Source organism: Sulfurimonas sp. (genome assembly GCF_023229025.1).
GTDB lineage: Bacteria > Campylobacterota > Campylobacteria > Campylobacterales > Sulfurimonadaceae > Sulfurimonas.
This window is the reverse complement of record NZ_JALOAA010000043.1, coordinates 1-14502: the sequence shown is the minus strand read 5'-3', so window position 1 is coordinate 14502 and position 14502 is coordinate 1. Positions and strand designations below refer to the sequence as shown.

At 36.7% G+C, this 14502-nt stretch carries 13 protein-coding genes; 4 read left to right on the top strand and 9 right to left on the bottom strand.

Features of this window, described 5'->3' with window-relative positions:
* The 9 genes from M0Q20_RS09530 to M0Q20_RS09490 form a co-directional block, all read right to left on the bottom strand.
* A partial coding sequence (locus M0Q20_RS09530) for a phosphoribosyltransferase (protein WP_295061146.1) occupies positions 1–610 on the bottom strand: 610 nt, incomplete at its 3' end.
* 3 nt (positions 611–613) lie between these two features.
* Positions 614–2803, bottom strand: coding sequence for an LPS-assembly protein LptD (locus M0Q20_RS09525; RefSeq protein WP_295061144.1), 2190 nt, complete (start codon positions 2801–2803; stop codon positions 614–616).
* Positions 2796–3245 carry an RDD family protein gene (locus M0Q20_RS09520; RefSeq protein ID WP_295061143.1) on the bottom strand — a complete coding sequence of 150 codons (450 nt, stop codon included), beginning with the start codon at positions 3243–3245 and terminating at the stop codon, positions 2796–2798. The genes M0Q20_RS09525 and M0Q20_RS09520 overlap by 8 nt, the downstream gene beginning before the upstream one ends.
* A 12-nt stretch (positions 3246–3257) precedes the next feature.
* The gene (gene purD / locus M0Q20_RS09515; protein WP_295061140.1) at positions 3258–4523 is read right to left on the bottom strand and encodes a phosphoribosylamine--glycine ligase; all 1266 of its coding nucleotides are present in this window, start codon (positions 4521–4523) and stop codon (positions 3258–3260) included.
* A 319-nt stretch (positions 4524–4842) separates the two neighbouring features.
* Positions 4843–5493, bottom strand: a complete 651-nt coding sequence (locus M0Q20_RS09510) for a uroporphyrinogen-III synthase (protein WP_295061138.1) — start codon at positions 5491–5493, stop codon at positions 4843–4845.
* A 12-nt stretch (positions 5494–5505) separates the two neighbouring features.
* A complete protein-coding gene (gene guaA / locus M0Q20_RS09505) occupies positions 5506–7056 on the bottom strand; it encodes a glutamine-hydrolyzing GMP synthase (RefSeq protein WP_295061135.1) in 1551 nt (516 codons plus the stop codon).
* A 93-nt stretch (positions 7057–7149) separates the two neighbouring features.
* A complete protein-coding gene (nhaD, locus tag M0Q20_RS09500) occupies positions 7150–8532 on the bottom strand; it encodes a sodium:proton antiporter NhaD (protein ID WP_295061132.1) in 1383 nt (460 codons plus the stop codon).
* Positions 8525–9976: an L-aspartate oxidase gene (gene nadB, locus M0Q20_RS09495; RefSeq protein ID WP_295061129.1), complete on the bottom strand. Its 1452-nt coding sequence runs from the start codon at positions 9974–9976 to the stop codon at positions 8525–8527. The genes nhaD and nadB overlap by 8 nt, the downstream gene beginning before the upstream one ends.
* Positions 9973–10152 carry a hypothetical protein gene (locus M0Q20_RS09490; RefSeq protein ID WP_295061126.1) on the bottom strand — a complete coding sequence of 60 codons (180 nt, stop codon included), beginning with the start codon at positions 10150–10152 and terminating at the stop codon, positions 9973–9975. The genes nadB and M0Q20_RS09490 overlap by 4 nt, the downstream gene beginning before the upstream one ends.
* 81 nt (positions 10153–10233) lie before the next feature.
* Between M0Q20_RS09490 and M0Q20_RS09485 the strand changes: the two genes are divergently transcribed.
* From M0Q20_RS09485 to M0Q20_RS09470, 4 genes are all read left to right on the top strand, one after another.
* Positions 10234–10575 carry a hypothetical protein gene (locus M0Q20_RS09485; RefSeq protein ID WP_295061123.1) on the top strand — a complete coding sequence of 114 codons (342 nt, stop codon included), beginning with the start codon at positions 10234–10236 and terminating at the stop codon, positions 10573–10575.
* On the top strand, positions 10565–12367 hold the full coding sequence (uvrC, locus tag M0Q20_RS09480) for an excinuclease ABC subunit UvrC (RefSeq protein WP_295061120.1): 1803 nt from the start codon (positions 10565–10567) through the stop codon (positions 12365–12367). Before M0Q20_RS09485 ends, uvrC begins: the two co-directional genes overlap by 11 nt.
* 72 nt (positions 12368–12439) lie before the next feature.
* A complete protein-coding gene (locus M0Q20_RS09475; RefSeq protein WP_295061083.1) occupies positions 12440–12832 on the top strand; it encodes a PAS domain S-box protein in 393 nt (130 codons plus the stop codon).
* A 9-nt stretch (positions 12833–12841) separates the two neighbouring features.
* Positions 12842–14383 carry an Hpt domain-containing protein gene (locus M0Q20_RS09470; RefSeq protein ID WP_295061080.1) on the top strand — a complete coding sequence of 514 codons (1542 nt, stop codon included), beginning with the start codon at positions 12842–12844 and terminating at the stop codon, positions 14381–14383.
* Positions 14384–14502: the final 119 nt, after the last annotated feature.

The window sequence follows — 14502 nt, the reverse complement described above, 5'->3', positions numbered from 1 at the left end:
TTTGCAACTCTTCATAATAGAGAGATGTTTCAACATAATCATCTATATTGTAGAGAAAAAATATATTATCCGTAAATGGCTCTAAGGACTCTAAAACATCACTCGGTATAACAGGAACTGCGATATATACCGCCTTTGGTCTCATGGCCAAAATCATCTTAAGTGCAGTTACAAACTTTAGTCCCGTCTCGCTTCCCTCATCAACCAATAAAACAACTTGACTATTCATTGATGCAAAGGGTCTTCCCTTTCTATATTGATATATATAACTAAGAATCTTCTCTTCGTTTTTTCTACGCGCTTCACCATAAATATAGTCATATTTTATTTCAAAAGCATCTACAAGATTCTCGTTTATAACTATCTCCTCTCCTTCGCAGACTCTAGCTATCTCACACTCACTGTTATTTGGCGCCAATATTGCTTCTGAAAAAAGAAAATCAATACTATTTTTATACTTGCCTCTAAGTTCGTGGGCTAGCTCCAAGCCACCTCTAGATACCGCTACTATCTTCCAGTTCTCATCTTTAAGCTTTTGCATAGGCACAACTTCTTGAAGTCTTTTTGCCGCATCTGCTCTGTTTTTGAGTATATTTTTATATTTTATCATTACTTAGTTTGCCTCTGATTTATCAGGCAGTCTATATACAAAACCAGATAGCCTGCCTTCATTTTTCATAATAGGCTTAAGCCTAATTGTCAGATATATAAATCTGTCATACACAGAGTCTGAGAGTCCATCTTGGTTAAGAATCGGTCTATTGTTTTCAAGATATGTAAGTCCAAAGTCCCAGCATCTTTTTTGATATAAAAATCCAACTTCAAAACTCTTTTTCTCACTTCTCTCAAGGTCGTAATCAAGTCTAAAATGGTAAGAGTAGTGCTTGTTATATTTATAACTTACACTTGAAGTCATATAACTAGTAATCGGGGTATAAGTAGAGGTCTGGGGCAAGAAACTATCTTTGTACATGTGTGACAATCCAATATTAAAACTCTGATTATTATATGATATTTTATTAAAATTTTTGGAAAAAGCACTCTCGTCATAATTATAAAACATATTGTTATAAAAGTTAATATTCTCAGCTATCTGGTAATCAAGCTCATTCTCAAGTTCGCCTGCCCCTCCGCCTACATCTTCATATGAGTAGTTCTGTGAGAGTCTATGATAAAAGAGCTGCTTACCTTCGGAATCATAAAGATAGTGTGAGAAATACAACTGCAAATTCTCCTCTATCTCAGTGATATTATAAAATTCACATACGGGGTCTAACTTATTTGCAGGCAGTTTACAATAATCAGTATACTCTTTATAATCCTCATAATACCCTTGCTCCGTTTTTGAGCCTTCTTTTTGATACGTTGCGCCTAAATCTACTACATGAGTACTCTCTTCATACGCTTTTGTCAACTGTGTTGATGCAGAGAAAACATGATAGTTTCTTGCAAATATTCCGTTGTCGTACTCATATATAGATGGATTAGCGGAGTCGTCTTCTCCGGTAAAGATTGTATGTTGCGCATATAAATTTGAGTCATAAGATAGATTTAAAAGCTCATCAAAAAGATGAGTCTGAAGCGTCAAAGGTATATTTATATCTGTTTGAGTCGCGCTTTTGCCTAGAGTCCTGTAGTAGTTGTTACTCATAATATCGAAACTATATAGAAAATGGTCATCTAGCAGAGTATCCAGATAGCTGTGATAATGCGCTGCAGGAAGGTTCTGTAGAGTTTTTTCGTTGCTTGAGAGCGTCAAATCCTTATAGTGTTTGAAATAGGCTCCAAAATAGTTCTCATCAGTATTATAAAAGAGGTTCATTCTTGAGAGAAGTTGTGTAGCAGTTGCATTTTTTGTCGTGTCATTAGTCGAGAGGTTAATATACTCGACATCATTCATATTTACAATGTCGGCATACAATCCGGATTGACCTTTAAAGCTTGTATCAAACCACTCATTGATTACATCAGAGTTCTCATACAAAAAATTAAAACCGTAATGCTTCTTGTTTCCAAGTTCATTCTCTAAAAAGTAATCCTCTTTCTCTTTAAAGTAACCTGCGACAAGAGAACCTTTTGAGACTTCACTATCAACAAATCTAAAAGTACTATATACTCCTGAACCACGATTTGTTCGTATTTGAGGTTTAATCTCTAAATCCCACCAATTTTGTTCGGCAATAAATAGCGCTTGCTCATAGTAAAATCCCTCTTTCTCAGAGATTCCCACCATTGGAGGTAAAAGTCCGGTTCTTCTAGTTGTATCTAGCGAGTAACCAAAATATGGCGTATAAAAAACCGGAATATCATATATATAAATTCTGGCATTATAGAGATTTAACCACATTGTATCGGTGTTATAATCAGATGATGTAAACTCCATTTTCCAGATGGGATCATTTGGGTCACATCCACTCATGACTCCTCTATCAACCTCTGTTTCTATATCTTTTGCATAAGAACTATCACCGCTAATCCATACATCCGCTGTCTGCTCAAGCATATAAAAAGGCTTAAATGTTCTCTCCTTTTTGGCTATGTTTAATTTTGCATACTCTCCAAGAAGCTTAACGTTCTCCCCATTATTTGCTCTAATATTTCCAAAAAGCTCAAGCTCCCCGTTGTTTCTATCATAAATAGCTTTTTTTGCAGTCAAATAATAGTCTTGATAAATAACAACAACCTCGCCGTCTGCTGTTACAATATTATCTTTTGTGTCCATGCTCGTTGCATATACTTCAACTTTGTCATCCCCTATTATATACGTAGTCAGTATGACTAAGAGAGTAAGTAACTTAAACATTTACTACCAAAGTTTTAGCACTTTTATCATGCCAAGTTTGTCTTGCAGGGTCCATAACACCCCATACAAATCCCAAATAAAACATCATTTCACTAACAACCCTGACAACTGCACGGTTTAGAGCCGCAACAACATTTGGTTTTTGCATAGTTTTAATCTCTATAACCCTTATTTTCATAATAATCTTACCCAGAGTCGCGCCATACTGCATAACAAAAAAAGCTTGATATACTACTTTTATAGCCATATACTCCAAAACAAAAGTATTTGTAAGGATAATCATCTCCTCAACACTCTTAGCTTCAAAAAAGGAGTCCCCAAGTGCGAGAATAAGTAACAAAGAGAGTAACATCTCATCTATAAAAAATGCCATACCTCTCTTCTTTATAGCTGCTAAGGTTATTCCCTCTTGATAAAGTCTGTTGTTAATATCTTCGTTCACTTCTCTTCTTCTCTACAGAGCTTGATAAGCTATATCGGTTCTTAGTTTTTTGCCTGCAAAATGAACTTGCCCGCATCTCATATAGGCTCTATCTCTTGCCTCTTTTATACTATCTCCAATACCGACACAAACCAAAACTCTACCGCCGTCTGCATATAATACGCCATCAACCATGCTAACGCCGGCGTAGGAGATATGAGTATACTTCTGGATTGCCTCATGATGTACATCATCAACTATTATCTCTGCTGGCGTTGAGCTTGAGTAGGGATAGTTAGCACTTGCCATAACTACGCCTACGGCATACTGATTTGAGAACTCGACTTTTATTTCGCCGAGTCTGTTTGTTGCAGCTTTATAGAACATATCACTCACACTTGAGGTCATAAGCGGCATAAGGATTTCACACTCAGGATCTCCAAAGCGAACATTGAACTCTAATGTAATGGGCTCGCCATTTACGACCATTATTCCAATAAAAAGAACACCTTCAAATGGTGCACCCTCTTTCTTCATACCATCGAGTGTAGGGCGGATTATTCTATCTCTTACTTTTTGATAAAGCGCTTCATCGACTAAAGGAGTCGGGGCATACGCGCCCATGCCTCCAGTATTTGGACCCTCATCATTATCTTTAAGTCTTTTATGATCTTGCGCTGCAGGAAGCAAAATATAGTCATCTCCGTCACATACGGCAAACATGGAGAGCTCATAGCCGTCTAAAAACTCTTCCACAATTACTTTAAGCCCTGCATCTCCAAAGCTCTTTCCACTTAGCATCTCTGAGATTGCAACCTTTGCCTCATCATGATTTTGCGCAATAATTACACCTTTACCGCCACATAATCCATCGGCTTTTACTACGATTGGGGCGCTTAGAGTATCTGCAAATTTAAAAGCATCTTCAATTGATGATGTCTCTATATAGCGCGCTGTTGGAATACTATATTTTGCTAAAAAGTTTTTCATATAAACTTTTGAACCTTCAAGCTTTGCAGCCTCTTTACTTGGTCCAAAAATTGTAAGTCCGTGCACTTTAAAAATATCGACAACTCCCTCAACAAGCGGAGCTTCAGGACCGACAATAGTCAATTCAATACCGTTTTCTTTAGCATAGAGAGCCAAATCGTTATAATCTTTAATATTTAGGTTTGTTCCCAAAGAGTTTGTAGCACCATTTCCGGGCATAAAAAAAAGTTCATGAGCCTCTTTTTCGTTTAAAATAGCTCTGGCTATAGAGTACTCTCTACCGCCACTGCCCAAAATCAAAATTTTCATCAACACTCCATAAATAAGTTAAAAAATATCTGCTCAATCCATTAAAATGGACTAAACAGATATCTCTGTTAAAGTAGCCCGAACAGCCGTCTCGCATTTGGCTTGGTTCTAAAAGCCGAATTTGGGCGAAGAGAGTATTTCATAACGGCGACATTGTCTTGGCAGAGTTAACATACCTCAAACGACAACACCGACACACAAAAATCCTACCTGTTCGCTATTTGAAAATGTAGAACCCTCATTGATACGATATCTCGAACTGTCCAGACTACTTATATCATTATACAAAAAAAAAATAAATTTCTATCTTAGCTAATGGTTATTTGCTCTTTTCGTTTAACTTTAAGGCAAGTTCTATACAACTATCTATAGATGTACTTTGACTAATTGCGTACTCTATTCCCTCTGGTAAAAGATTTGCCGTTGTCGTACCTATCACTACAACTTTGGCATCTGGGTGGATGGTGTTATTTTTCAAAAAACACTCTATTGAGGATGGAGAAGTAAATATAAGTGTTGAGTCATCGTTTACTCTTACATCCAATATCTCCTTTGAGCACTCACTTACATAAAGTATCTTCTCATCTATATCATACCCTTCATCACTACATGTTTTGACAAAACTTGAAGCGATAAGCTCTGCTCTTAGATAAAGCCACTTTGTCTCTTTAGAAAACTCCTCTATATTTTTTACAAGACTATCCCCATAACCGTTACCGACACCCAATATTTTACCGCCAAACTCTCTATAGGCATCTGCTGTTTTAACAGAGACACAAAGAGCGGGAATATCTATAAACTCACTTTTATCATACTGCTCTAGCGCTTTTAGAGTCTGCTTTGATGTAAGGACGAGATAATCATACTCTGAAAAATTAATATCGGGTTTGAGGTATCTGACATCTAAAGATTTTATATTTACCGCATGCTTGCTTTTTGATGTTGCAAAAAGGTATATTTTTTTTGACATAAAATGCTCCCTCTACTCCCACTCTATTGTTGCCGGCGGCTTTGAAGAGATATCATAAACTACACGATTTATTCCATCAACCTCATTTATAATTCTTCTGCTTATTCTCTCTAATAAATCATGAGGAAGATGAGCAAATGTTGCAGTCATTCCATCAACCGCCTCCACAACTCTTACGCAGATTGTATTATCATAAGTTCTATTATCACCCATAACTCCAACTGATTTTACATTAAGTAAAACCGCAAAAGCCTGCCATGTCTTTGCATAGTATCCACTTGCTTTTAGCTCATCTAGTAAAATAACATCTGCTTCTCTAAGAATAGTCAAATCAGTTTCATTTACATCACCCATGATACGAATTGCAAGCCCCGGTCCAGGAAATGGATGACGGTTAATCATAGATTCCGGAAGACCAAGTTCTAAACCGATTTTACGAACCTCATCTTTAAAAAGCTCACGAAGAGGCTCTATTAGCTCAAAATCCATCCAGTCGGGAAGTCCGCCTACATTATGATGCGATTTTATAACCTCAGAGGGACCGTTTACACTGATTGACTCTATTACGTCAGGGTAAAGCGTACCTTGCGCCAAAAATTTAATGCCATCATGTTTTTTCGCCTCTTTCTCAAACTCTTCTATAAAAGTATGACCTATAATTTGGCGTTTTTTCTCGGGGTCACTTACACCTGCTAATTTACTTAAAAAATTCTCTCTTGCATCTACAACAACTAAGGGAACTTTTAAATTTATTTTAAAGACCTCTTCAACCTGTTCTCTCTCGCCTTTTCGTAAAAGCCCGTTGTCTACAAAAACAGGAACTAACTGATCGCCGATTGCTTCATAAAGCATTGCAGCTACAACAGAGCTATCAACTCCTCCGCTTAATCCGCAAAGAACTTTTGCGCTCCCCACCTTTTGGCGAATAATCTTAATCTGCTCTTTTAAAAAGTGCTCCATCTTCCATTTTTCGGTAACCCCGCAGATATTTTTTGCGAAGTTACGAAGCATTAAGTACCCCTCTTCTGAGTGCTGAACCTCCGGATGGTACTGCATTGCATATATACGTTTTTCTTCATTTGCAACTGCAGCATAAGGGGAGTTAGCAGATGTAGCGATAGGTTCAAATCCATCCGGCAGTACATCTACTCTGTCGCTATGGCTCATCCAAACAATTCTATCATCATCACAATCTTTTAAAAGTGGTGAGCAGTCTTGCCCTACATTTATTATTTTAAGCTCCGCTTTTCCATACTCATGGTGGCTTGCTCTTATGACGCTGCCGCCAAAATCAACTGCAATTCTTTGCATCCCGTAGCAGATACCAAGAATTGGAATACCCATATCGTAAATAGCCTGATCTACTTCATATGCGTCTTTGCTATATACGGAAGATGGTCCGCCACTCAGGATGATACCCTTAGGATTTTTTGCTTTAATCTCTTCTATGCTAGCGTGGTATGGAAGAATTTCACAATATATTTTATCTTCACGTAAACGACGCGCTATAAGTTGTGTGTATTGAGAACCAAAATCTAAAACTATGATGCTGACATTTGTCATCTGAATTACCTTTAAAAAAGTGTTTTGAAGTGCCAAAGAGGCGTTAAGAGGGGTGTACCCTTTTCACATTGTGAAAGGATACAATAATTAAGATTAATGTTTAATATAGAAGCCTAACACTTCATACTGAACATACCAGATAGCAATAGAGACAAAATAACCTATAACTATAGTCCATGCATATCTCATATGTGCACCAAAAGTGTAGATGCCCGGGAGTTTACCCATAACACCGACTCCTGCAGCTGAACCAAAGGATATCATTGATCCACCTACTCCAGCTGCTAAGGTTACAAGCATCCACTGATCAAGTCCCATTTCAGGGCTTGCTTTAAGAACTGCCGACATTACAGGAACATTATCGACAATTGCCGAGAGAAAACCGACACCTATGTTTGACCATGTAGGACCTAAAACAGATGGATCGTAAACTACGGCGGCAAGTCCTAGCCAACCTATAAAGTAAAGAGCTCCAACAGCAGCAAGTATTCCGAAGAAAAAGAGAAGCGTATTGTTCTCAATCTTACTCATCGATTCAAATATATTAAGACGAGAGTTATACTTTCTCTTAAGTCTGTACTGATAAAGTTTTAAGAGAGCCAAACCAAACATCATACCCCACATAGCCGGAAGATGAAGAAGCTGATGAGAAAGAACTGCGGAAGCTATTGTAATTATACCAAGAGCAATTACATTTCTAGAGCCCTGCATTAATTCAGGAACTTTTTCGGTTGATACATCAAAATCAGGCTGAGTTTCAGGCACAAACCTGCTTAACAAAAAGGCAGTGACTAAATAGCCTCCAATTGATGCCGGAAAGAGAAACATAAAGTCTGTAAATGCGCCTTTTCCTGCCGTCCAAGCCATAAGAGTGGTAATATCCCCAAACGGGCTCCATGCACCGCCGGCATTTGCTGCAACAACTATATTTATAGCACCTGGGACTAAAAACGATGTTTTATTACGCTCAATAGTAATAAGCACGGTTGAGAGTATAAGCGCAGTTGTTAAGTTATCGGCAATTGGGGATAGAAAAAATGCTAAAAAACCGGTTAACCAGAAAAGTTTTCTGTAGCTATACCCTTTTGAGATAAGATTATATTTTAACTTCTCAAATACATTCATATGAATAAGCGTCTCAATATATGTCATAGCAACAAATAAGAAGAAGAAAATTTCAGCAATCTCAAGAATTAGATGTTGTGCCTGAGTATGAACAAGACCCATGTCAAGCTCATTTATCATATAGTAAATCGCTATTAATATAAACATAAAAGTACCGATAAATAGAGCGGGTTTAGCTTTATCTATATGATATTTCTCCTCCATTGCAACAAAATAGTATCCTATAACAAATATAATTAGCGCTGCAATTCCGACCCATGTAAACGTTAAGTTTGGAATAACTTCCGCACTACCGCCTGAACTTGCATAAGCAAAACTAAAACTAAACATAATAATTAACAATTTAATCATTGCTATCCTTTTCTATAAAATGTACGCCGATTGACTCATCTCTTGCTAATGCCGCAACAACAATCTCTCTTGCAGTCAGTAAACGAAATTTAAGAAGTTTACCAATTTTTTCTTTTAAAAGAGCATTAATCTGACTTAATGCGCTATTTAAACCCTTTTTTGTTCTTACAATAGATACATTCTCCCACATGATTTTACGCAGAAGGTTCTTTTTGGCTTTATCCTCCTTTAGACTCATAACCTCATCGCTAACGCTAAACTTGACATCTCTTTTTACATGCTCTTTTTTTAGCATATCATCTACAGCGCGTTTTGCAAAAACAAGACCCTCTAAAAGAGAGTTTGAAGCTAATCTGTTTGCACCATGAACCTTAGTTGATGCAACTTCACCTATTGCATATAAAGATTTAACATTAGGTACTGCTGCATTAATGTCGGTTTTAATTCCGCCTATTGCATAGTGAAAAGCAGGTGAAATCGGAACTCTCTGCTTTGGAACATCAAAACCTAAAAGCCTAAGATTTTTATAAATATTTGGAAATCTCTTTGTAAAGTAGACGTGGTCAAAATTTTTAAACGAGAGATATGTCTGCATACCCGTTTTTTTATTATAGTCATATATTGCCTTACTTACTATATCTCTTGAAGCAAGCTCGCCTCTCTCATCATAATCAAACAGAAATCTTCTTCCCTTTTCATCCTCTATGGTAGCACCCTCGCCTCTTAAGGCTTCTGTTAAAAGCAGTTTTTGAGCAGAGTCGTTGTCAACATAGACGGTTGGATGAAACTGCATCATCTCCATATCAGCAAGCTCTATCCCTTTTAAAACACAAAGACCCTGTATATCTGCACTGATGCATGGAGCGTTTGTATGGTACTCATAGAGTGAGCCTACTCCTCCGCTTGCGATTATTACATTATCTGCATATATATTTCTGCTCTCTCTGTGGTCAAGTACTGTAACACCGTAGCACTCACCATCTTCTATAAGCAGATCTACGACTCTAGCATCAGTAAGCATAGGGTGTGGATTCTGTTTTAACAAAAAGTAGTGCATGTAACGCCCTGTCGCATCACCGCCGGCATGAAGTATGCGTTCTTTGGAGTGCGCCGCCTCCTTTGTGTAGAGCAGTTTTCCATCTTTATCTCTATCAAACTCAAATCCACGTGCTATGAGGTCATCAATGATAGCTCTTGAACTCTCACTTAAAACTTTTACTGCCTCTTCGTTGCAAATTCCCGCTCCTGCGTCAAGTGTATCTTTTATGTGTAGAGGAATATCCTCTTTATCAATTGCCAAAGCAATCCCACCTTGCGCATAAAAACTATTGCACTTAAAAGTCTCTCTTTTGTTTATAATGAGAACTTTTTTGCTGCGTGGAAGATGCATAGCGGCATAGAGCCCTGCTACTCCGGCACCTACAATTATTACATCATATTTCATCTGCTGCTTTCATTATTGTCGCTTTTTTTGATAATAAACTCTATACTCTTATCACTTTGCGGTGCTTCTTCTAAATAGTATGGATCGGCTTTATATCCACACCCACTCAAACTTAACAAAAACATTGCTATAATTGCCGTATGAAAAACGCTAGTCAAATTATAAATTCTCTTCAAAGCAGACCCCAACTCTCTAAGTTATCTTATTATAAATGTATTAAAATCGTACAATCAATGTTTACTCCGCCTGTGCAGAGAATGATTAACTTCGCCTATATAAAAAATAGAACTCTTTTTTTCGTATTTAATCACCCCATCGGGAAACAAGAGTTTGATAATAATATACAAAGTATTAAAAGTGCTTTAAAGTTTCACATGCCTTCTGAGTGCCAAGAGTGCAACGAGTCTCTTTTTGATGAGATAAAAGCTTTTGTAACGCATTCACCCAAAAGTAACACACCAAAATACAAAGAGATAAAACAGGTCTATAAGGAGCGCTCAAGCGGGGATTTTGATATAAATGTAGATGATGAAAAACTAAACTCTTTAATTCGCTCGATACAAGAAATTATAAAAAAAGCCAACAAAAATGAAGCTTGAAGAGATAATTAAACAGCTGCCTGACTCTGCCGGAATCTACCAATATTTTGACAAAGAGGGACGCTTGCTTTACATAGGAAAAGCAAAAAATCTGGCAAAAAGAGTCAAAAGCTACTTTAACTTTACCCCCAAGCTCATGCCAAATACAAATCTATCAAGCAGAATCACGCAAATGATTTCACAAACCGTCTCTATGAACTACATAGTGGTAAACTCTGAGCATGATGCATTAATTTTGGAAAATTCACTTATAAAACAGCTCATGCCAAAATACAATATTCTTCTTCGTGATGACAAAACATACCCATATATCTATATAGACAACTCAAAAGAGTACCCTAGATTTGAGATAACAAGAAAAATTATAAAGTCTGCAGATATAAAATATTACGGTCCATACTCTGTAGGAGCAAGAGATATTTTGGATTCTATCTATGAAATATGCCGTCTTGTGCAGAAGAAAGGGTCTCTTAAATCAAAAAAACTCTGTCTCTACTATCAAATAGATAAGTGTCTTGGACCATGTGAGAAAGATGTCTCCAAAGAGGCTTATGCAAAAGAGCTTGACTTAGCAAAAGAGTTAATTCAAAACAAACAGACACTTTTGAAAAAACTGCATGAGAAGATGCTCTTTTATTCCCAAAATTTAAGATTTGAAGAGGCGGGCGAAATTAGGGACAGATACGAGCGAATAAGTCGTTCAGAGATTAAGAGTGAGATAGATTTTGCAAGCGATGAAAATTATGACATATTTGTGCTCAAACATACCCAAAATAGAGCCGTCGTCGTAAGGATTTTTATGCGAGAGGGCAAGATAATATCCTCCTCTCATGACTATATACAGCTGCATGAGGGGTATGATGAAGATGAGTTGTACCAAAGAGTAGTTATGGATTTTTACTCAAGCGGCAAGCCCCCGATTATAGCGCCGATTTTAGTAGCATCTGATTTTGAGGGCAGGAAGATTATAGAGAGTTATCTTACAACTATATTTGAAAAAAAAGCAGAGATTAGAGTTCCTAAAATAGGAGATAAAAAACAGCTTATAGAACTTGCTCTTATTAATGCCCAAGAGCTTTTAAGACGAGAGGCAAAGCAGAAAAAGAGCATAGCATTAGAAGAGATAAAAGAGCTTTTTTCTCTACAAAGAGTTCCGCTTAGAGTGGAGATATTTGACAACTCTCATATGTCGGGAGTTGCAACAGTCGGAGCTATGGCAGTATATGAAAACGGGGTATTTGATAAAAAAAGCTACAGAACATATCACTTAAAAGCGAGAGATGAGTACGCACAGATGAGAGAGACTCTAACAAGAAGAGTTGAGAGCTTTTCAAAAAACTCTCCCCCTGATTTGTGGGTTTTAGATGGGGGAGCAACACTTCTAAATCTTGCGGTAGATATTTTAGAATCAAACGGTATTTTTCTTGATGTTATTGCAATATCCAAAGAGAAAGTAGATAGTAAAGCTCATCGTGCAAAAGGAAAAGCAAGCGACATTATTCACACAAAAAATGATACTTTTAGACTCAAAGAGAGTGACAAAAGACTTCAGTGGGTACAAAAGTTAAGAGATGAAGCCCACAGATGCGCGATAAATTTTCATAAAAAAACTAAACTAAAACTAGATAAACAGAGTAAACTTTTAGAGTTAAAGGGCATATCGCAAGCAAAAATAGTTAAGCTTATAAAACATTTTGGTACATTTGAGGCACTTAAAACCGTAAGCATTGATGACATAAGTTCTGTTTTAAACATAAAAGATGCCAATATCATAAAAGATATTTATAAATAAGTTTTTTTTTAATTTATTAATGCTATATTTAGTGCAACTTATAACACTTACTATATTGTAAAAAGGTTTTTCATGGACAAAGTCATACCAAAAGATGAAGAGTATATCTATGAAGGCAAGGTTGCCATCAGCCAAACAGATTTAAACGGTAATATAACTTTTGTTAATAGAAAATTTTGTGAAATATCCGGTTATTCCCTCTATGAACTGCTAGGTAGTAATCATGACATAATTAGACATCCGGATACTGATAGTACCACTTTTGAAAAAATGCACAAAACCTTAAACAGCGGTCAAGTTTACAACGGTATGATTAAAAATCTTCGCAAAGATGGACGTTACTACTGGGTAGACATTGAGATTGCCCCAATCTTCAATAAACAAGAGCAGATGACCGGATTTATATCAGTTAGCAAACCTTCTCCAAGAAAAAACATTCAACAAAAAAATAGCAAAACAAACTAAAGGGTTCAAATGTTAATCTACAATCACAAAAAAGAGTTTTTAGGAATTGATGAGAGCTATTTAAGAGCTCTTGGACTCTCTAATATGGCAGAACTTCAAAATGAAGCAGATGATTTTTCAGACCTTTTTGTAAAAACTCCGGGCTACATACATAACTTTAAACATGTTCACTGGATTGATTATATTATATGCAGCGACAGCGGTGTAGATCCTAAAGTAGTAATTAATGTCAAAGGCAAAAACTACACTACCTCTATAGATATTAAAACAATCTACCTAGTTGATAACCCATCAGAGAAAGCATATAGAATAAATCTACCAAACATTAGAGCTCTCTCAGATGCCCAAAGTGAGCAAATCTCTATAGATATTGCTAAAAAGCCGCTCTCAAAAGCACAGCCGTTACCCGAAGAGCTCTACCATGCACCGGTAGCTCCAGAGAGCAGTGAACCTAAGATATCTTTTGACCCATATGAGCCCGACCATGAAGAGATTGAACCTACTCCAAAAATAGATCTTGAAAAAACCCTCTCTCTTGATGTTGATATAGAAGAGGATGAGCAAGATTTTACTCCTGAGTTGAGTTTTGAAGAAATTGAATTTCAACAGAATAAAGAGGTTGCTACAAAGGAGCCGGAAAAAGAGTTAATTGAGAGTGAAGATGAGAATCCTTTTGTAAACTATATCTACGATCCAAAAACAGCTTCAGAGGAGCTTGGATTACCTGTTGATCTAGTAGAAGAGTTTATTCAAGACTTTATTGCTCAAGCAAAAAGCTTTAAAAACGACCTTTATGAATCGGCCGAAAATGCAGAGCTAGACAACTTAAAAATACAATCTCACAAACTAAAAGGTGTTGCGGCAAACCTAAGAATAGAAGATGCTTTAGATGCGTTAAGCAAAGTCAATACACTAGAAGATTACGACCTTATAAAGAAAAATCTTGATAGACTCTACAAAATTATAGACAAACTCTCTAAAGCAGATAGCACAACAATTGAGCAAGAGACCATTGAAGAGAAGAGCAAAGAGCTTGATGATGATGATTTTGTTCTATCTATAAAAGAGGATATCCCATCTGAACATGTAGTTATTGATGACTCTCAAGTTCCAAACTCCATTGAGATTCCTGAACTAGCAGATGATGAGTTTATAGCTCAAGATATAGCAATCGAAGATGAGGCTATTGATGAGGATTTATTAATCTCAGAAGAGATAGAGAGTACCTTGGATACTGAATCCACCTATGACAAGAGCATAATTGCCAGAGAGATGGGTCTAGATATAGAGAGCTTTAATGAGCTGTTTGAAGATTACATAAATGAAGCTAAAGGGCTATGTGACTTAATGATAGAGTCTGACAACAAAGAGAACCTAACTGCTTGTAAAAGTGCTGCAGTAAAATTAAGAGGAATGAGTGAAAATATGAGAATTCATGACTTTGACGACGAGTTAAAGGCTATTATTAACTCTAGCGACAACACAACCCTTAGCGCTCTCATTAAAAATATAGTCTCGAAATTAAACTTAATCTCAAACCAAAGAGGATAAACGATGCAACTTGGATTAAAAAATAGATTAAGACTGATAAGTCTTTTACCAATTATTGTACTGTTTGTAATGAGCAGCTACTTTGTTTACAACTCTTTTATTGAATACAGAGCAGCCGA